The 18,922-nt window shown below is 72.9% G+C and carries 14 protein-coding genes; 5 read left to right on the top strand and 9 right to left on the bottom strand.

Translation table 11 applies throughout. From position 1 onward, the window contains the following. Positions 1 to 32 precede the first annotated feature (32 nt). The gene (locus AC07AG_RS37950; protein ID WP_478761217.1) at positions 33 to 1,496 is read left to right on the top strand and encodes an N-acetyltransferase family protein; all 1,464 of its coding nucleotides are present in this window, start codon (positions 33 to 35) and stop codon (positions 1,494 to 1,496) included. Here AC07AG_RS37950 and AC07AG_RS37945 read toward each other — a convergent pair. Then, entirely contained in the window at positions 1,444 to 2,736 is a 1,293-nt protein-coding gene (locus tag AC07AG_RS37945; protein WP_478761215.1) for a trans-sulfuration enzyme family protein, read from the bottom strand. The two genes, AC07AG_RS37950 and AC07AG_RS37945, sit on opposite strands and share 53 nt — an antisense overlap. Positions 2,737 to 2,796: 60 nt before the next feature. Here AC07AG_RS37945 and AC07AG_RS37940 point away from each other — a divergent pair, with 60 nt between their 5' ends. Next, complete coding sequence (locus AC07AG_RS37940) at positions 2,797 to 3,309, top strand: Lrp/AsnC family transcriptional regulator (RefSeq protein ID WP_478761213.1); 513 nt, start codon at positions 2,797 to 2,799, stop codon at positions 3,307 to 3,309. 35 nt (positions 3,310 to 3,344) lie between these two features. Then, positions 3,345 to 5,063 carry a DUF885 domain-containing protein gene (locus tag AC07AG_RS37935; RefSeq protein ID WP_478761212.1) on the top strand — a complete coding sequence of 573 codons (1,719 nt, stop codon included), beginning with the start codon at positions 3,345 to 3,347 and terminating at the stop codon, positions 5,061 to 5,063. A 129-nt stretch (positions 5,064 to 5,192) separates the two neighbouring features. On the opposite strand, the gene AC07AG_RS37930 is transcribed toward AC07AG_RS37935, so the two are convergent. Further along, positions 5,193 to 5,708 (bottom strand): rhodanese-like domain-containing protein, encoded by a 516-nt coding sequence (locus AC07AG_RS37930; RefSeq protein WP_478761211.1) that lies wholly within the window; start codon positions 5,706 to 5,708, stop codon positions 5,193 to 5,195. Positions 5,709 to 5,802: 94 nt separating this feature from the next. Here AC07AG_RS37930 and AC07AG_RS37925 point away from each other — a divergent pair, with 94 nt between their 5' ends. Beyond that, positions 5,803 to 6,249, top strand: a complete 447-nt coding sequence (locus AC07AG_RS37925; protein WP_361047827.1) for an Lrp/AsnC family transcriptional regulator — start codon at positions 5,803 to 5,805, stop codon at positions 6,247 to 6,249. Positions 6,250 to 6,282: 33 nt separating this feature from the next. Here AC07AG_RS37925 and AC07AG_RS37920 read toward each other — a convergent pair whose 3' ends face one another. From AC07AG_RS37920 to AC07AG_RS37910, 3 genes are all read right to left on the bottom strand, one after another. Next, entirely contained in the window at positions 6,283 to 9,402 is a 3,120-nt protein-coding gene (locus tag AC07AG_RS37920) for an AAA family ATPase (RefSeq protein ID WP_478761210.1), read from the bottom strand. Next, a complete protein-coding gene (locus tag AC07AG_RS37915) occupies positions 9,399 to 10,562 on the bottom strand; it encodes an exonuclease SbcCD subunit D (protein ID WP_478761208.1) in 1,164 nt (387 codons plus the stop codon). Before AC07AG_RS37915 ends, AC07AG_RS37920 begins: the two co-directional genes overlap by 4 nt. Positions 10,563 to 10,689: 127 nt before the next feature. Continuing rightward, a complete protein-coding gene (locus AC07AG_RS37910) occupies positions 10,690 to 11,889 on the bottom strand; it encodes a DUF6777 domain-containing protein (RefSeq protein WP_478761206.1) in 1,200 nt (399 codons plus the stop codon). A 195-nt stretch (positions 11,890 to 12,084) separates the two neighbouring features. On the opposite strand from AC07AG_RS37910, the gene AC07AG_RS37905 reads away from it, so the two are divergent. Next, the gene (locus AC07AG_RS37905) at positions 12,085 to 13,398 is read left to right on the top strand and encodes a streptophobe family protein (RefSeq protein ID WP_478761204.1); all 1,314 of its coding nucleotides are present in this window, start codon (positions 12,085 to 12,087) and stop codon (positions 13,396 to 13,398) included. On the opposite strand, the gene AC07AG_RS37900 is transcribed toward AC07AG_RS37905, so the two are convergent. From AC07AG_RS37900 to AC07AG_RS37885, 4 genes are all read right to left on the bottom strand, one after another. Further along, positions 13,395 to 14,417 (bottom strand): serine/threonine-protein kinase, encoded by a 1,023-nt coding sequence (locus AC07AG_RS37900; RefSeq protein WP_478761203.1) that lies wholly within the window; start codon positions 14,415 to 14,417, stop codon positions 13,395 to 13,397. The genes AC07AG_RS37905 and AC07AG_RS37900 overlap by 4 nt on opposite strands. Then, positions 14,417 to 15,748, bottom strand: coding sequence for a hypothetical protein (locus AC07AG_RS37895; RefSeq protein WP_478761201.1), 1,332 nt, complete (start codon positions 15,746 to 15,748; stop codon positions 14,417 to 14,419). Before AC07AG_RS37895 ends, AC07AG_RS37900 begins: the two co-directional genes overlap by 1 nt. Positions 15,749 to 15,759: 11 nt before the next feature. Beyond that, positions 15,760 to 18,117 carry an FHA domain-containing protein gene (locus AC07AG_RS37890; protein ID WP_478761200.1) on the bottom strand — a complete coding sequence of 786 codons (2,358 nt, stop codon included), beginning with the start codon at positions 18,115 to 18,117 and terminating at the stop codon, positions 15,760 to 15,762. 100 nt (positions 18,118 to 18,217) lie between these two features. After that, on the bottom strand, positions 18,218 to 18,844 hold the full coding sequence (locus tag AC07AG_RS37885; protein WP_478761198.1) for a YigZ family protein: 627 nt from the start codon (positions 18,842 to 18,844) through the stop codon (positions 18,218 to 18,220). Positions 18,845 to 18,922 lie beyond the last annotated feature (78 nt).

The raw sequence follows: 18,922 nt of genomic DNA, 5'->3' as shown, positions 1-18,922 counted from the left end.
CCTTCCTCCACAGTGGCTGTATGAGTGCTGACATGTCTGATGTGACGCGAACCAAACATGGACGTCCCGTCCACCACTGGCGGCGGGATCTGGTGGAGCTCGCCGCCCTGTTCACGGCCGTGGCCGTGGCGGACGCGGTGGCGAACATGATCGGGCACGGCCCCGACGGCCCCGCCCTCCTCGTGATCTCGGCCGTGGTGCTGTGCGCCACGGTCGGGTTCCACACATGGTGGGCACGCCGCCACAACCACGCACCCCCGACGGCGGACGATACCGGCGCCCGGCCGGGCGCCGCCGGGCAGCGGACCGGACCCCGGACGGCCATGGAACGGGCCGGGGCCCTCGCCACGGAGTCGTCCGCAGGGGCGACGACTCTGTGGCGGATGCGCACCACGGTGCGGGACGAGCCCGGCTCGCTCGCCGCCCTGTGCACGGCGCTCGCCCACGGCAAGGTCGACATCCTGAGCCTCCAGGCGCACCCGCTGGCCGAAGGCACCGTCGACGAGTTCCTGCTGCGCGCCCCCGCCGATCTGCCCGCGGCCGAGATCAGCCGGGGCGTCGCGCACGCGGGCGGCTCGGGCACCTGGATCGAGCGCGCGGACGCCCACGACCTGGTGGACGCCCCCACCCGCATCCTCGGCCTTGCCACCCGCACCGCTCTCGACGCCGCCGAACTGCCGCTCGCTCTACGCCAGTTGCTGGGCCGCTGCACCATCCGCTCACTGCCCGCGAAGGCGCAGGGAAGCACGTCCGGGCCACGGGCCGACAAGCCCGCGGACGGCGCGCCCGTCGAGGGCGGCCTCGAAGGCGAAGGGACGGTGCTGCGGCTGCGGGCACCGGACGGCGAAGTGATCACCGTGGAGCGGCCGTACCTGCCGTTCACGCCCACCGAGTTCGCCCGTGCGCGTGCCCTGGTCGAGCTCGACACCCGGCTCGGCCCGCGCATCCCGCGCAGCCAGGACGTACTGACGCTCGCCGAGGGCAGCTCCATCACCGTGCGCCGGGCCGACACCGCCGACGTCGACGCGGCCAAGGCCATGCACGAGCGCTGCTCGCAGCGCACCCTCGGCATGCGCTACCACGGTCCCGTGCGGGACGCCGACCGCTATCTCAACCACCTACTCAGCCCGCGGTTCGGCCGCACCCTTGCGATGCAGACCGCGTCCGGGCGCATCGTCGGCATCGGCCATCTGCTCTGGGACGGCGACGAGACCGAGATCGCGCTGCTCGTCGAGGACGACTGGCAGCGCCGCGGCATCGGCAGCGAGCTGCTCGGCCGTCTGGTGACGCTGGCGGTCGAGGCGGGCTGCGAGAGCGTGTACGCGGTGACGCAGGCGTCCAACACGGGCATGGTCGCGGCCATGCGCGGCCTCGGCCTTCCCCTCGACTACCAGATCGAGGAAGGCACGCTGGTCATCACCGCCCGCCTCGAAGCCACGCCGGTCAACTCACGGCTGCCGTACGACCAGCCGCAGGGGCGGTCGGGGCAGCACTGACCCGAGGGACCCGAGCGACCCGAGGAGCCGCGGCCGGCACGCCGGTGCGGGACGGCCGCGGGCCGAGGGCGCCGTCGAGGTCCTGCCACAGGTCCTCGACGTCCTCGAGCCCGGCCGACAGGCGCAGCAGGCTGTCGCTCACGCCCGAGGACCGCCGGTCCGCCGCGTCCACGACCCGGTGGCTGATGGACGCCGGATGCTGGATGAGCGTGTCGACGCTGCCGAGACTGACCGCCGGGGTGATCAACCGCACCCCGGCGGTCACCGCGTGCGGGTCGCCGTGCACCTCGAAGGCGACCATGGCGCCGCCGAGCCGCGGATAGTGCACGCGGCGCACGCGCGGGTCGGCGGCAAGGCGGCGGGCCAGCTCCGCCGCGTTCGCGGACGCGGCACGCACCCGTACCGGCAGCGTGGCCAGTCCGCGCAGGAGCAGATATCCGGCGAGCGGATGGAGCACCCCGCCGGTGGCGAACCGGACCTGCCGCAGCTGCCGCGCGAACTCCTCGTCGCACGCGACCACACCGCCCAGTACGTCCCCGTGGCCGCCCAGGTACTTGGTCGCGCTGTGCAGCACGAGCCGCGCCCCGCTCTCGGCGGGCCGCTGCAGGACGGGCGTCGCGAAGGTGTTGTCGGCGAGCAGCGGCACCGTGCCGCAGTCCTTGGCCACCGCGCGCAGATCGAGTTCGGCGAGGGTCGGATTGGCGGGCGACTCGACGAGCACCAGGCCCGTGTCGGGGCGGATGGCGTCGGCGATCCCCGCGGGGTCGACCCAGGTCACCTCGGAGCCGAGGAGCCCCGCCGTCAGCAGGTGGTCGCTGCACCCGTACAGCGGGCGGACCGCGACGACATGGCGCAGGCCCGTCGCTCCCCGTGCGAGAAGGACCGCGGTCAGCGCCGCCATGCCGCTCGCGAACGCGACCGCGCTCTCGGTCCCCTCAAGCCGGGCCAAGGCGGTCTCGAAGCGGGCCACGGTCGGGTTCGCGAGGCGGGCGTAGACGGGCGGTCCGTCGTCCAGGGCGCCGTCGGCGGCGAAGGCATCGATGCGCGCCGCCTCGCCGCGGGTGTCGTACGACGGGTAGGTGGTGGACAGGTCGATCGGCGCGGCGTGCAGGCCGAGCCCGGCGAGGTCGTCGCGTCCTGCGTGCACGGCCTCGGTCGCGAGGGCGCGCGGCCCCGACGGTGCTGACGCAGGGGCGGCCGAGTGGCCGGATCCGGTGCGGGATTCGGTGTTCGTGTCCATGCCGGACAGCCTGAACAAAGGCCGGTGCTCGGTAGTTGAACCCCGTGCTACGTTCGGCGAGTGGCCGAATCTGTCGTACTTGACCCGGTGGATCTCCGCATACTGCGGCTGCTGCAGAACGATGCCCGGATCACCTACCGCGATCTCGCGGCCCAGGTCGGCGTCGCCCCGTCGACCTGTCTGGACCGGATCTCCCGGCTGCGCCGCTCCGGTGTGGTCCTCGGGCACCAGCTGCGGCTCGACCCGGCGAAGCTCGGGCGCGGCCTGGAGGCGCTGCTCTCCGTACAGGTGCGACCGCACCGGCGGGAGCTCGTCGGGCCGTTCGTGGAGCGGATCAGGGCGCTGCCCGAGTCCCGGTCGGTGTTTCATCTCGCGGGGCCCGACGACTATCTGGTGCACGTGGCGGTGGCCGACACGGCCGACCTCCAGCGGCTCGTCCTCGACGAATTCACGTCGCGGCGCGAAGTGGCCCGCGTGGAGACACGGTTGATCTTCCAGCAGTGGGAGTGCGGACCGCTCCTCCCGCCGGGCGCCGGGGCCGATGACCAAGGGCAGGCCACCGGCCCATCTTGATGACGCGGACGGGTCCCTCGTACGAGGATGTCCGCATGTCAGACACGAAGATCCCGAACGCGAGCGAGAGCAGGAGCCCGCTGCCTCGCCAGGTCGCCGACGCCTACGTCGACGAGCTCATCGCCCTCGACCCCATCAACGGCACGTTTCTCGGCGTCAAGGCCAGCCACAGCAGGCTCCCGGACACCTCACCTGCGGGCCAGGACGCCATCGCGGAGCTTGCCCGCACGACGCTCGCCCGGCTCGACGACGCGGAGCGGCTGCCCGGAGCCGACAGTGACGCCGAGCGCCGGTGCGCGCGCCTGCTGCGGGAGCGGCTCACCGCCGAGCTCGCCGTGCACGAGGCCGATGAGGGGCTGCGCGCGGTCGGCAATCTGCACACGGTGCCGCACGCGGTGCGTGAGATCTTCACGGTGACGCCCATGGAGACGGACGAGGACTGGGCGGCGATCGCCGAGCGGCTGCGGGCCGTGCCGGCCGCGTACGAGGGGTATCGGGCCTCGCTCGAACTGGGCCTGGAGCGCAAGCTGTTCGCGGCTCCCCGCCCCACCGCCACCTTCATCGGGCAGCTCGGCGAGTGGGCGGGACCCGGCGGCTCCGAGGGCCGCGGCTGGTTCGAGGAGTTCGCCTCGGAGGGCCCCGACGCGCTGCGCGCCGAACTGGACGAGGCGGCGCGGGCCGCCACCGCGTCGGTCGTGGCGCTGCGCGACTGGATGCGGGATGTGTACGCGCCCGCGATCGAGGGCGCCCCGGACACGGTGGGCCGCGAGCGCTACGCCCGCTGGTCCCGGTACTTCAACGGCGCCGACCTGGACCTCGACGAGGCGTACGCGTACGGCTGGTCCGAATTCCACCGCCTCATCGCCGAGATGCGCACCGAGGCCGAGAAGATCCTGCCCGGCGCGGCCACGCCGTGGGTGGCGCTCGCCCACCTCGACGAGCACGGCACGCACATCGAGGGTGTGGAGGAGGCTCGGGTCTGGCTCCAGGAGCTGATGGACGAGGCGATCGAGGCGCTGGACGGCACGCACTTCGAACTCGCCGAGCGGGTGCGGAGGGTGGAGTCCCGCATCGCCCCTCCGGGGGGCGCGGCGGCCCCGTACTACACCGGCCCGTCGGAGGACTTCTCGCGCCCCGGGCGGACCTGGCTGCCGACGATGGGCGAGACGCGTTTCCCCGTCTACGACCTGGTCTCCACCTGGTACCACGAGGGCGTGCCTGGCCATCACCTCCAGCTCGCCCAGTGGGCACACGTCGCGGAGAACCTCTCGCGCTACCAGGCGACGATCGGCCTCGTCAGCGCCAACGCGGAGGGCTGGGCGCTGTACGCGGAGCGGCTCATGGACGAGCTCGGATTCCTCACGGACGCCGAGCGCAGGCTGGGCTATCTGGACGCCCAGATGATGCGGGCGCTGCGCGTCATCGTCGACATCGGCATGCACCTGGAGCTGGAGATCCCGGCGGACGCGCCCTTCCACCCGGGCGAGCGCTGGACCCCTGACCTCGCGCAGGAGTTCTACGACGCGCACTGCAGCCGCCCCACGGAGTACGTGGAGAGCGAGATGACCCGCTATCTCTCCATCCCCGGCCAGGCCATCGGCTACAAGCTGGGCGAGCGGGCCTGGCTGCTCGGCCGCGAGAACGCGCAGCGGCGCCTGGGCGAGGCGTTCGATGCGAAGGCGTGGCACATGGCCGCGTTGTCGCAGGGGTCGCTGGGGCTCGATGACCTGGTGGACGAGTTGTCGGCGCTCTAGAAGCCCTGGAAGCAGAAGCCCGGGAAGCAGAATCTCCGGAAGCTCTGGAAGGGACCGGCTCGGGGCGCTCCTGGGCTGTCTCATGAGGCGGGCGCACGTGGGGTGATGCACGGCGCCCGCCACCCCGTCTCAGCAGCCGCAGTCCTCCGCGTCCAGCGGAGCCGTCAGGGGGTCGGGCGTGCGGCGCTCGTTGCCCTCCCAGGTCTCGAACTCGAAGCCCTCGCGGGCCCAGTACTCGAAGCCGCCCAGCATCTCCTTGACCTGGAAGCCCAGTTGGGCCAGGGCGAGGGCGGCGCGGGTGGCACCGTTGCAGCCGGGGCCCCAGCAGTACGTGACGACGGGGACTGCCTTGTCGAGGAGTTGACCGGCCTGCTCCGGGATGAGCGCGGTGGGCAGGTGGACGGCGCCGGGGATGTGCCCCTGGTCCCAGGACGCGGTCGAGCGGGAGTCGACCACGACGAAGCCGGGGTCGCCGTCGGCGGCGAGCGCCGATGCGACGTCGGACACGTCGGCGTGGAAGGCGAGGCTCGCGCCGAAGTACGCGGCTGCGGCGGCCGGGGAGGCGGGGGCGACCCGCAGGACGGAATTCGGGGTGCTCGTGGCGGTCTTCGTTTCGGTGTGCTGTGTCTTCGTCGTTGTGCTCATGGCCAAAAATCTATGGGCGAAGCCGTCGACCCAGAAGAGCCGATCACCGGCGTACCCCTTGATCAGCCGGGGATTCCCCTGTTACCTCTCAGGCATGACCGGTTATTCCACGGACGCCACCGACTGGCGCATCCTCGATGTCCTCCAGCGTGAGGGCCGCGCCAGCTACGCCGAGCTGGCGCGTGCCGTCTCCATGTCCGCAAGCGCCGTCACCGAAAGGGTCCGCCGACTGGAGGAGGCGGGCGTGATCCAGGGGTACGCGGCCGTGGTCGATCCGGAGCGGCTCGGCCTGCCCATTCTGGCGTTCGTGCGGCTGCGGTACCCGAACGGAAATTACAAGCCGTTCCACGACCTGGTCGAGACGACCCCCGAGGTCCTAGAGGCACACCACGTCACCGGCGACGACTGCTTCGTGATCAAGGTCGCGGCGCGCTCGATGAGCCACCTGGAGGAGGTCGCGGGGAAGATCGGCGCGCTGGGGTCCGTGACCACCAGCATCGTCTACTCCTCGCCCCTGCCGAGGCGCCCGCTGGGCCGCTGACCGCGGCCCCTCACACCCCGTCTCACACCCGTCTCACACCCCGCCCCGCTGCCGTACGACAGAGCCCGCGCGCCCCTTCTCGACCTCGAGCTGCGCGTGGACGCGGCGCCGCAGGTCCGCCACGTGGCTCACGATGCCGACGCTGCGGTCCCGCTCGCGCAGTGAGTCCAGTACGTCGAGGACCTCGTCGAGCGTCTGGTCGTCGAGGCTGCCGAAGCCCTCGTCGATGAAGAGCGTGTCGAGCCGTACGCCGCCCGCCTCGTCGGTGACGACGTCCGCGAGGCCAAGGGCGAGGGCGAGCGAGGCGAAGAAGGTCTCGCCGCCGGAGAGCGTGGACGTGTCGCGCTCGCGGCCCGTCCACGCGTCGACCACGTGCAGGCCGAGGCCCGAACGGCCGCGCCCCGTGCGGTCGTCGGAGTGGACGAGGGTGTAGCGGCCCGATGACATGCGCCGAAGGCGTGCGGTCGCCGCGGCGGCGACCTGTTCGAGCCGGGCGGCCAGGACGTAGGACTCCAGGCGCATCTTGCGTTCGTTGTCCGCCGACGTGCCCGCGGCGAGGCCCGCGAGGCGTGCCACGCGGTCGTACTCGGCGCGCAGCGGCGCGAGCCGCCGGGCCCCGGCGGCCGACCGGTCGGAGAGCCGGTCGAGTTCGGTGCAGCGCCGCGTGGCCGCGTCGAGTGCGGAGGCGGCGGCCCTGGCCCGCCCGTCGGCCTGTTCGGCGGCTTCCTGGGCGGCTCGCGGGTCGGCGGGCGGCTGCTGGGCCGCGGCGGCCGCGTCCGGCTCGGCGAGGAGCGAACGCACCGCCGCCTCTTCGTTCTGCCACGCGTCGATACGGTGCTGCAGCTCGCGGTGGCGCGCGTCGTCCAGCAGGGCTTCGGCCGCGGCGCTCGGCGTGTCGAACCCGGCGCGGAAGGCGGCGTCGGCGAGTCGCGCGTCGGCGTCCTTGAGCCGCTGGGCGGTGTCGTCGGCGACGCGTGCGGCTTCCGCCGCCTCGCTCAGGAGCGCGGTCTGCCGCTCCAGCTGGGAGGCTCGGGCCGCGACGCTGCCGCTTGCGCCACGCGCGCGGGTCAACTCCACATCCAGGGCTGCCTGTTCGCGGTCGAGGGTGTCCCGAAGGGCGGTACGCGACGCGGCCCGCACGGCGGCCTCCTGCTGCACGGCGACCCTGCGGCCGTGCTCGCGCTCGGCCTGGGCGAGGGCCTCCCGGGCAGCGTGCAGACCCGAGGCGCGGCTCCGTGCATCGGCGTGTTCCGCTCGCACCTTCTCGACAAATGCGGCGAGTTGCTCGACCGAAGGACCCTCCGGGCGCGCCATGGCCGCCGATCGCCCGTCGTCCGACCCCTCGGCGGCGGCTTCCCCGCCGGAGGACCCGAGCGCGGCGGCCCCGGCCGCCGCGAGCGACTCGCGCACCTCGCCGAGGTGCCGCTCCTGCTCCGTGCGCCGCTCCTCCGCCTTCCGGTACGCGGCGAGCGCCGATTCCTCCGTGGCGCGGTCGACATGACCCGCGGTCCTCGGTGCGGGCGCGGGGTGCTCGGTGGCTCCGCAGACCGCGCAGGGGGCGCCGTCGGTCAGGCCCGCAGCCAGTTCCGCCGCGATGCCGGTGAGGCGCTGTTCCTTCAGGGTCAGCCAGTGTTCGTGGGCCGTGGTGGCGTGCTCGCGGGCCGCGAGGGCGCGTTCGTGGGCGGCGGTCGCCTCCTGGGCGAGGCGGTCGCGGCGGCGGGCCGCGTCCAGCCTGCCCTGAGCGGGCTCAAGTTGGCCCGCGAGGTGCTCCGCACGCGTGGCCGCCTCCTGCGCGGACTCGATGCGCTCCTGGAGTGCGGTCCGGTTCGGGTCCCAGCCGTCGAGCCAGTCCGCCGCCTCGCGCAGCAGCTCGTCGTCGGCCCGCTCCTCGCGCTCCAAGGAGGCGCGCTCCGTGGCGAGTTCGGCGAGGCGCCGCTCGGCGCGCCGTGCGGAATCGAGGCCGCCGAGCTCTTCGGCGGCCTTGCGCGCGGCGGCGGCGAGTCCCGACGCGCCGGAGTCCGCGAACGTGGCGGGCAGGTGGCCGCGCGCGCGTGTCTCTTCGGCGGTCGCGCGGCGGTGCTCCTCCTCGGCGGCCTGGCGAAGCCCGAGCGTGGGGGCGACCGTCTCGGCCTTGCGCGCCCGGTCCATCCGGGTCTGCCTCTCCCGGTGTTCCTCCGCACGCTCCTCAAGGCGTGCGGCCCGCTCCTGCGCCTGGTCGAACCGCCTTTGCAGCCGGTCGAGTTCGCGTACATCGTCCAGTCGGCGCCCCGCGGCGGCCTGCACCGACTCCGCGGCCGAGAGAGCGCACCCGGCGATCGTGCGCCGTTCGCGGGCGCTGGTGCGGGCCACGGCGGCCCAGGCGAGGACGGACTCGGCGAGCCCGGGATCGCCGGGCGAAAGCTCGGGCAGCGGCGACTCCGTGTACTCAAGGGCATCAAGGTCCTCGACGTCCTCACGGGTGCCCCCTGCGGCCTGCTGCATCCGGTGCGCGTCGGCGAGGAGCTCCCTGTCCCCTTCCCGCACCGCACCCTCGGCATCGCGCCGCTGCTCGGCGAGTCGCTGCTCGACCGCGGCGAACCTGCGCGTGTCGAAGAGCCGCCCGAGCAGTTTGCCGCGGGCCTCGGCGTCGGCCCGCAGGAAGCGCGCGAAGTCGCCCTGGGGCAACAGCACCACCTGGCAGAACTGCTCCTTGCTCATGCCGAGCAGCTGCGTGATCTCCTCGCCGATCTCCTGGTGGGAGCGGCTGAGGTCCTTCCACGCGCCGCCGTCATCGGCTGCCGCGTCGTACTCCCGGAGCCAGCTCTGCGCCTTCTCCATGGTGGTGCCGGTGCCGCGCTTCTTCGGACGCTCCCACGGAGGCTGCCGGGTGACCTCCAACCGGCGCCCCGCGACGGTGAGTTCGAGGCACACCTCCGTCCGCACGGCGGGCTGCGCGTGGTCGCTGCGCAGGGTCACACCCTGGCCGCTGCCCTGCCGGGGGCCCGGCACCGAGCCGTACAGGCCGTAGCAGACGGCGTCCAGGACGGAGGTCTTCCCGGCGCCGGTCGGCCCGTGCAGCAGGAAGAGCCCGGCGGCGGAGAGGTCGTCGAAGTCGATGTCCTGGGTGGTGCCGAAGGGGCCGAACGCGGTGATCCGGAGCCGGTGCAGCCTCATCGGGCCACCTCGCGCACCGTGTCGTCGGTGCGCACGGTGTCGAACGCCGCCCGCAGCACCGCCTGTTCGCGCACATCGGGTCCCGCGCCCCGCACATGGGTCACGAAGTCCTCCGCGATCTGCTGGTCGCTGCGGCCCTTGAGGCGCTGGGCGTACGAGACGTCCGGGTCATCGGGGGTGCGTTCCGGGTCGAAGGCGAGGCTGAGGGTGTGCGGGAAGCGCTCGCAGAGGCGGGCCATGGGGTCGTCGGGGCGCACCGGGTCGGTGAGCGTCGCCTCGACCCAGGCCTCCTCGTGGCGGGCGAGCTCCGGGTCGGCGAGCAGTGTCTCGATGTCGCCCCGGATGCGGGCGAGTGTCCGCGGCACCGGGCAGTCGATCCGCTCGGCCTCGATCTCTCCCGCCGGGCCGAGCTCGACGAGCCACATGCTCTTGCGGTGCGCGGACTCGGAGAACGAGTACGGCAGCGGGGAGCCCGAGTAGCGAACGCGCTCGCTGATGGCCTGGCTGCCGTGCAGGTGGCCGAGCGCCGCGTAGTCGACGCCGTCGAAGACCCCGGAGGGGACAGCGGCCACCCCGCCGATCGTGATGTCCCGCTCGCTGTCGCTCGCCTCGCCGCCGGTGACGAAGGCGTGGGCGAGGACGACGGAACGGGTGCCCGGCGTCCGGGCCGCCAGGTCGGCGCGCACCCGGTCCATGGCGGCACCGAGCACCGCTTCGTGACCGGCCCGCTTCACCCCGAACTCGTCCTTGACCAGTGCCGGTTCGAGGTAGGGAAGGCCGTAGAACGCCACGTCCCCGTGGGCGTCGGCAAGGATCACGGGGTCCGCGCAGGCGGCCGGCGCGGTGCGCAGGTGGATGCCCGCGCGGCCGATGAGTCCGGCACCGACTCCGAGGCGGCGCGCCGAGTCGTGGTTGCCGGAGATCATCACCGTCGGGACGCCGAGGTCCGCGAGCCGGTGCAGCGCGTCGTCGAAGAGCTCGACGGCGGCGAGCGGGGGCACCGCCCTGTCGTACACGTCCCCGGACACGACGACGGCGTCCACCTCGCGCTCACGCGCCGTGGCGACGAGGTGTCCGATGAACTCGGCCTGGGCACCGAGCATGTTCACGCGGTGGAACGACCGGCCCAGATGCCAGTCGGACGTGTGCAGAATTCTCAAGACGCCGCTCCGGCCCGCATGCTCGTTCAACCCCTCCTACGCCGCGGAACCAGCACCGCCCCAGCACGGGCCTCGCCGACAGCACCCACCACGCTAGCGCCTGTGGGCACCCGCTCGATCACGAACCTCAATCTGCCTCTGGCGACGACGGCGGTTGCGGGGACTGAGACGTGGGCGGCTGCTCCTGTTGCGAGGAGGGTGTCTGCGGCTCGGACGAGGCAGGCGGTGAGGAGGGCTCGCCGGAGGACGGGGGCGGGGACGAGGACGAGGAAGACGACGCGGAAGTGGAGGCCGACGGAGACGGCTCGGTCACCGGCGGTTCGGTCTTCGTGTCGCCGGCGCCCGTGTCGCCCTTGTCACGTTCGAACCAGTCGCCGCTCTTCGGGTCGTACATGACGAATACGTTCACGACCTGGACGGCGGGTGCCACGACCACGACGTTCGACGACTGGTACCCGGGCCACGCGTCGCCCGTCCGCTTGGGGGTCTTCTGCGCGACGGGGGGCAGCAGCGGGTTTCCGCAGGCGCACCGCACGCGCGGCACGCCCCGGTCGTCGACGAGCACGGCGGTGCCCGCCTGCAGGACGGCTTGATAGGAGGTGGGAGCGCCGTCGCGGTAGCCGTGGTTGGTGACGCGCGTGTCCATCCGCAGCTGTACGGGGGTGAGCGCCCGCAGGTAGGCGGGGACGGCTGACGCGTCGATGTCGAGGACCGAGGCGAACGCCTTGTTCTTCGCCGGGTCCCCCTTGAGGGCGGTGACCTGCTTCTCCACGTCGCAGCTGCCGACCTTGCGCGTCCCGCCGTAGAGGCCGGGGGCGGAGCCGTCGACGCCGCGCGTCACATTGGCCGATGCCGACGAGCTCGGCAGCGCGCTCGGTGACGAGGGCGTGGAGTCGTCCCGTGCCGTCGACTCGGTGAAGGGATCGGGGCCCGACTTCGCCGCGGGCTGGAGGATGACCTCGCCGCTGGAATCCTTGGTGCCGTCCGAGCTGTCGGGCCGCGTGAGCACGACGGTCAGGACGACCGCGGCCACGAGCACGAGGGAGATCGCCGCCACGCGCGGCGCCGACCTCCACCAGGGGCGGTCCGGCTCCGGCCCTTTGCCAGGGCCCTCGTCCGGGCTCGCGCCGCCGGAAGAGTCACCCGGAGGGCCGCCCGGAGTGCCACCCGGAGGGCCGCTCGGCGGACCGCTGGGGGGCGGCGACGGCCGGTCCCCGCTGGGCGGCGGCGTCGAACCTGTCTGGGTCTCCCCCGGCTGCGAAGGGCCCGAGAGCGGGCCTGACGGGGGTCCTGTGGGGCGTCCTGACGACGGCGGTTCGGCGCTCACGAACACTTCTTCCCTGCGTAGGGGCCTGCTGCGGCACACGGAGCTGCGGCACACGGAGTCGGTCACCTTTCGACCGTTCCGCCCGTGTAAATCCGTTACGCGTCTATTGTGTGTCCCGGCTCCCGGGGAGCCGCAAGCCGACGCGGTCGGCCCTCCCGACGGGCGGGCCGCCCCTGCGCTGCTTAGCGTGACAACGTGAGCGACCAGACACCGCCTGAGCGGGCAGGAGCGCAACGCATCCAGCAGGGCCGGCGGGCACCCCACGGCTGGCCCCACGCCTTGGTCACCGTGCTCGCCGCACTGGTGGCCATGGCCGTCGTCGCCGCGCTCGGCCTGTGGGCCGCCGGGGCGGCGGACCTGCCGGGCGGCGCGTTCCCCAGCGTCGTCGCCGCCGTCGTCGTGATGGCGGTCGGCGGCTCCGTCGGGCTGTCCGGCGACGCCGGGGCCATCGCCGAGACGAACGCGGGGCTCTCCGTGCTCCCCCTCTCGGTCACCCTTGCCGGAGCTCTGGTGGTCGGCGCCGGATTCCTCAGGCCGCTGCGGCACCGGGCCGTCGCCGACGCGAAGGAACTCCTCGGCTGGGCCGCCCGGTTCGCGGTGCTGTGGGTCCTGCTCCTCATCGGCCTCGGCCTGCTGGCTCGCCACCGGTTCACCATCTCGCTCGGGGAGGGTGAGGCGGCCGACGTCGGTGACCTGCTGGGCGCGGGATCGCCCAAGGTCGGCTTCGAGACCGATGTGCCGCTGACCCTCGTGTTCGGGCTGCTGTGGCTGGTGGGCGTCCTCGCCGTGGCGCTGCTGGTCTCGCGCGGGGCACCGCTCCCGGCCCGCCTGGTGCGCTTCCAGGAGTCGGTGCGTCCGGCTGCCTACGCCATGGTGGTCCTGCTGCTCGCGTACGTCGCACTGGGGCTGGTCATCGGCCTGGTCGTGGCGGCGACCAAGGGGCATGCCGCCGAGACGCTCGCGGTCCTGCTGCTCGGGCTGCCCAATCTTGTCTGGCTCGCGTTCACCCTGGGGCTCGGCGCGTCCTGGGAAGGCCGCGTGGACGGGCCGTTCGGACTGCCCATGCCGCAGGTCCTGGACGACGTCCTGCGTACTCCGGACGACTCCACCCTCAGTCTGCGGACGCTCTCCGATTACGACGGCCGGGTGTGGTGGCTCCTCGTCGTCGCGGCGGTCATGGTCCTGGGCGCCGCGTTCCTGATGGCGGCGCGCTCGCCCGCCCGGATGCGGGCCTGGCAGCACGCCGTGCACATGGCGGTGGCGCTGGCCCTCACGGTGCTCGCCGTCTGTCTGCTCGCCCGCCTCTCCGCCCACTACGGCCTGTCGCTCCTGGGCATCGGGGACCTCGGCGGCGGCCTGTCCGGCCTGGTGAAACTGGATCCGCAGCTGGGTACCGCCCTGATCCTCGCCGTGGCCTGGGGCCTGGTCACCGGGTTCATCGGCGGCCTGCTCGCGCGGCGGGTCCACCGGCGCGGCGACGTGGGGGACGACGGGCCCGCACAGCCCTAGCCGGGCAGCCGCCGGAAGACGGGCCGTGCCCAGTCCGGCGGCTCCGGGGGTGCTCCCGGGTCCTGCCGGGCACCCACGACGTGGAGGTCCACCTGCGTCGGGGGGTGCCCCTCCGCGCTTCCGGTGACCGCGGCTCGCAGCGCGGCCGCGAACTCCAGGCAGGAGCCGTACCGGTCATCGGGGCTCTTGGCCAGCGCCTTCGCGAGGACTCCGTCGAGCGCGGCGGGCACCTCGGGGCGCTTCTCCGTCAGGCGGGGCGGCTGGTCGTACTGATGGGCCCAGAGCAGGGCCATGTCGTCGTCGCGCTGGAAGGGCGGGCCGCCGGCCATGGTCTCGTGGACGACGCAGGCCAGGCTGTAGACGTCGCATCTGCCGTCGACGGGGCGGCCCGATATCTGCTCCGGCGCCACGTAGTCGAGGGTGCCGACGAACTGCCCCACGGTGGTGAAACCGGTCAGCGAGAGGGACTTCTTCGTCAGGCCGAAGTCCGTGAGGTAGACGTGCTCCGGGTGGTCGCTGTCCGTGCCCGCGGCCACGAGGATGTTGCCGGGCTTGACGTCGCGGTGGACCAGTCCGTGATCGTGGGCCGCGTCGAGCGCGGACGCGACCTGCGCGGCGATGCGGAGGGCGGCTCCGACGGGGAGCGGTCCCGATTCGTCGAGCAGGTGGCGCAGGTCGAGCCCGGGAACGTACCGCATGGCGATGTAGAGCAGCCCGTCCGTCTCGCCCGCCTCGAAGACCGGCACGATGTGCGGATGCTCGATCGCGGCGGCCACGCGCGACTCGTGCGTGAAGCGCTGCCGGAACGTGTCGTTGCGGGCGAGCTCGGGGGCGAGCAGCTTCAGGGCGACGGTCCGGTCGAGCCGCAGATCCTTGGCGCGATAGACGACGGCCATGCCGCCGCGCCCGATCTCACGCTCGACGCGGTAGCCCGCGATCTGCCGCCCGACCAGGTCGGAGGGCCGCCCGGACGGGGGACTCGGGCCCGCCGACACGTCGTCGCGCGGTGCGGTCCCCATCAGGTGTCACCGGGCCGGAGGGGCGGGTCGGGGTCGACCGTGACGGGCGGGATACGACGGGTGGCTTCTTCGCCGTACGGATCAGGGCCGGAAGCGGGATCGAGAAGGGCCCCCGACCCGGGAACGGCTTCAACCACCTGAGTAGGCTCCGCCCCCACCGCGCCACGGGAACCCCCATCCCCGCCGCTCGCCCCGCCACTGACAGGCGGATCACGACGAGCGCTGTCTTCGCGATGTGACGCGTGCGCCCGCCCCGGATCACCGATGGCATCAACCACCCGCGTCGGCTCGGGAGTCACCACGCCACCAGAACCCCCACCCCCGCCACTCACCTCGCCACTGACAAGCGGATCACGACGGGCGCTGTCTTCGCCATGTGACGCGTGCGCCCGCCCCGGATCACCGATGGCCTCGACCACCCGCGTCGGCTCGGGAGTCACCACGCCACCAGAACCTCCATCCCCGCCACTCACCTCGCCACTGACAAGCGGATCACGCGGATCACGACGGACGCTGTCTTCACAGTGTGGCCCATGCGCCTGATCCGAATCCGCCACGCCCACCACCTGCGTCGCCTCCGGAACCCCGGCGCCACCCGCACCGGACGGCACCTGCGCCCGCCCCGGATCACCGGCGGCATCGACCACCCGCGTCGGCTCGGGAGTCGCCACGCCACCGGAACCCCCACCCCCGCCGCCCGCCGGCCCCGCGTCGCTCGTGGGTGGCGCTCGGCGGGTGCTGTCCTCGCCGTACGGCATGTGCGCCGCACCCTGGTCCGCCGCTGCCCGCGTCGGCTCCGGGCCGCCTGTCGGCGCCCCGTCAGCCCTGTCCGCGTCGCCCTGCACGCTCGGGCCCTCCCCCGCCGCGTACGTGCTCAGGCGTGTCCCGTCGCAGTACACCCATCGCTCGTGCTCGGCGTCGTAGAGCCACATCGACTCGCCGTCCACCACCATGCCCACGCGCAGCCCGCGCGTCCGGCTCCGGAAGGACTCTCCGTCGGTGGCGCCCGTCGCCAGCCCCTGTGTCGCGCCGCGGTAGCGGACCAGTGCCTCCTCCGTCCTCGCCAGGAGCGGGGCCGGGTCAGCCGTGCGGGTCAGGGGGTGGCCCGCCGCCGGAGGGTCGCGGGGCACCGCGATCAGGAGGCGGGCGTCGATCCAGGCCGACCAGCCGTTGGCGCAGACGATCCGGCCCCAGTCACCGAGCCGGTCGGCCAGGTGCACGGGCAGCAGCGCGTCGAGCGGCGTCGTCGGACGGTTCACGTCCGGCGCCTCCCAGGCGGGCAGCCCGTCCTGGGGGACGACATGTGTGGGCCGGAACTCGGCGGTGGTCATCCCGTCCGCCCCTACTTCCGCATGACGGCGGGTTCGTGCCGTCGCAGGAGCCTGGCGACCACGTATCCGAAGACGACGCAGAGAGCCACCAGCATGCCCATGTTGAGCAGCCAGACACCCGCCGAGTGGCGGAACAGCGGATCGGCCGTCAGCTCTCCGGGCACGATCCTGCCGAGGCCGATGGTCCCCGCCATCGCGCCCAGCGCCCACCGCGAGGGCACGAGCCACGCCAGCTGCTCGACGCCCGGCAACCCGTTGAGTTTCAGGAGCGCGCCGCAGAACACCACCTGGACGATGGCAAGGAGCACGAGCAGCGGCATCGTCACCTCTTCCTTGCGCACCAGGGCCGAGACCAGGAGCCCCAGCATCATGGCCGTGAACGCGAGCAGGGCCACCGCCAAGGTGATCTCGGCGAGCGGCGGCAGCAGCACGCCCTCGCCGCCGGGTGCGTTGAGATCGACGCCGAGCAGCGCCACCAGGGTCAGCACGACGGCCTGCAGCACGGTGATCGTTCCCAGGACGACGACCTTGGACATCAGGTACGCCGATCTGGAGAGCCCCACGGCCCGTTCACGCCGGTAGATGACGCGCTCCTTCACCAGTTCCCGCACGGCATTGGCCGCGCCGGTCAGGACTCCGCCCACGCAGAGGATGAGCAGCGCGTTCATCGCCGTCTCCTGCGTGAGCTTGCTCCCGGCCAGCGCGCGGGCCATGGCGCCCATCACGAACGGCAACGCGACCATGATCGCGAGGAACGTCCGGTCCGCGCCGAGCGCGGCCGCGTACCGCCGCACCAGCGTCCGCAGCTGGGAACCCCAGCTCTGTGCCTTCGGCGGCGGCGCGTATCCGGCGGCCGGAGTCGCGGCCCCCTGCGGCAGGTACGGCTGCGCGGAGGAGTTGACGATGTACTGCTGGTGGAACGGCGAGCTGCGGTACTCCCCCGCCCAGTCCCGGTCGCGGTCGCCCTCGAAGGCCTCGAACGCCTCGGGCCACTCCTCGAAGCCGAAGAACGGCAGCGCGTCCTGCGGCGGCCCGTAGTAGGCGATCCTGCCGCCCGCCGCGAGCACGAGGAGCCGGTCGCAGCCGTCGAGGCTGAGCACGCTGTGCGTGACGACGATGACCGTGCGGCCGTCGTCGGCGAGGCCGCGCAGCATGTTCATCACCGAGCGGTCCATGCCGGGGTCGAGCCCTGATGTCGGTTCGTCCAGGAAGAGCAGGGACGGCTTGGTGAGGAGTTCGAGGGCGACGCTCACGCGCTTGCGCTGTCCGCCGGAGAGGCTGTGGATGGGCTGGTCGACGCGCTGCTCCAGGCCGAGCTCACGGATGACCTCGTCGACCCTGGCCCGGCGTTCCGCCTTCTCGGTGTCCTGGGGGAAGCGCAGTTCGGCGGCGTATCCGAGGGCACGGCGCACGGTGAGCTGCGCGTGCAGGATGTCGTCCTGCGGCACGAGACCGATGCGCTGGCGGAGTTCGGCGTAGTCGCGGTAGAGGTCGCGGCCGTCGTAGAGGACGGTGCCGTCGTCGGCGGGGCGCAGGCCGGTGAGGGCGTTGAGGAGGGTGGACTTCCCGGCGCCGCTGGGACCGACCACGGCGAGCAGGCACTTCTCTCCGACGGGGAAGGAGATCTTGTCGAGGAGCGTCTTGCGGCCCTTGTCGACGGCGACCGTCAGCTCCTGGACGTCGAGCGACACCTCGCCCGTGTCGACGTACTCCTGCAGCTCATCGCCGACGAGGCAGTACGCGCGGTGGCCGACGCCCACGATGTCCCCCGGCGTGACCGGGGCTCGGGAGACCGGCTGACCGTTGAGATAGGTGCCGTTGTGGCTGCCGAGGTCGACGATCTCGTACGTGCCGTCCGCGAGGACCCGCAGTTCGGCGTGGCGGCGGGAGACGACCAGGTCGTCGATGACGAGGTCGTTGTCGGCCGCGCGGCCGATACGGACGGTACGGGCGGGCAGCGGGCGCACGGTCGTGGGCTGCCGGAAGGTGCCGGTGGCCGAGGGGGTGCGGACGGCGGAGGGGCGCTCGGGGGCGGCCGGCGCGGGTGGCGCACGGCCGACGAGCACCGCGCGCGGGCCGTCCGCGACGCTGCCGAAGCGGAGGACGCTGCCGGGTCCGACGCCCCACTCGTGGATGCGCCGCCCGTCGGCGTACGTGCCGTTCGTGCTGTGCTCGTCCTCGATCGTCCAGTGGTCGAGCTCTGCGTGGAGGACTGCGTGGTGCCAGGAGACTCGGGCATCGTCGATGACGATGTCGCTCAGTGGATCGCGCCCGACGTGATAGTCCCGGCTCGGACTCATCACGGTGGAGCCGGTGTCGGTCTCCAGGACGAGTTCGGGCGCAGTCGGCGCTACAGGCCGCTCTCCCATGCCCGAATTCTACCCATTCGGACGCATTCACGCCTGGGGTCGCTGCCCTCACCGGGGCCGAGCGCCCCGCCGGGTGCCCCACCGCGCACCCCGCCACGCATCATGCGTCCCCGTACGCCTCCCCGCCGAGCTCGAACACCGCGGTGCCCGCGGTCGCATCCGCGAGCCAGGCCGTGAAGGTCTCGACGTCGGCGTCGGGAAGGCCGATCTCGATGGTCACCGCGTCCCCGTAACGGACGTCACGCACCGCGCGCCCCGCCGACCGCAGATCATTCTGGATCTTGCCCGCGCGCTGGTGGTCGACCGTGACGGTGGCGAGCCTGAAGCGCCTGCGGGTCAGCGTGCCGACCGCGTCGAGCGCCTCGCCGACCGCCCCTCCGTAAGCCCTGATCAGTCCGCCCGCACCAAGCTTGACCCCGCCGTAGTAGCGGGTCACGACGGCCACGACGTACCGCATGTCGCGGCGCAGCAGCATCTGGAGCATCGGCACACCGGCGGTCCCGCCGGGCTCACCGTCGTCACTGGCCTTCTGCACCCCGGCGTCGGCCCCGATGACGTACGCGAAGCAGTTGTGCGACGCGGACGGGTGCTCCTTGCGGATGCGCGCGACGAAGTCCTGGGCCTCCCCCTCGGTGGCCGCGGGCGCGAGGGCGCACAGGAAGCGCGAGCGGTTGATCTCGGTCTCGTGCACGGCCTCGCGGGCCACTGTGCGGTACTCGTCGTGCATCACGCCAGGGTAGGCCCCCGCGCAGGCCACGGCCCCGGTACGGTGATCAGTTGTGACGTCACCTTCGAATCGCATACG

The sequence above is a fragment of the Streptomyces sp. NPDC044044 genome (genome assembly GCF_056434405.1).
Note: the sequence above shows the minus strand (reverse complement) of the source record. Positions and strands in the feature narration are given on the sequence as shown.

Bases quoted from the DNA above. Each gene is read 5' to 3' on its own strand.
- AC07AG_RS37895 (WP_478761201.1), bottom strand. From the start codon at position 15,748: ATGACCACCGCCGAGTTCCGGCCCACACATGTCGTCCCCCAGGACGGG.
- AC07AG_RS37885 (WP_478761198.1), bottom strand. From the start codon at position 18,844: ATGCACGACGAGTACCGCACAGTGGCCCGCGAGGCCGTGCACGAGACC.
- AC07AG_RS37935 (WP_478761212.1), top strand. From the start codon at position 3,345: ATGTCAGACACGAAGATCCCGAACGCGAGCGAGAGCAGGAGCCCGCTG.
- AC07AG_RS37900 (WP_478761203.1), bottom strand. From the start codon at position 14,417: ATGGGGACCGCACCGCGCGACGACGTGTCGGCGGGCCCGAGTCCCCCG.
- AC07AG_RS37930 (WP_478761211.1), bottom strand. From the start codon at position 5,708: ATGAGCACAACGACGAAGACACAGCACACCGAAACGAAGACCGCCACG.
- AC07AG_RS37945 (WP_478761215.1), bottom strand. From the start codon at position 2,736: ATGGACACGAACACCGAATCCCGCACCGGATCCGGCCACTCGGCCGCC.
- AC07AG_RS37925 (WP_361047827.1), top strand. From the start codon at position 5,803: ATGACCGGTTATTCCACGGACGCCACCGACTGGCGCATCCTCGATGTC.
- AC07AG_RS37950 (WP_478761217.1), top strand. From the start codon at position 33: ATGTCTGATGTGACGCGAACCAAACATGGACGTCCCGTCCACCACTGG.
- AC07AG_RS37920 (WP_478761210.1), bottom strand. From the start codon at position 9,402: ATGAGGCTGCACCGGCTCCGGATCACCGCGTTCGGCCCCTTCGGCACC.
- AC07AG_RS37890 (WP_478761200.1), bottom strand. From the start codon at position 18,117: ATGGGAGAGCGGCCTGTAGCGCCGACTGCGCCCGAACTCGTCCTGGAG.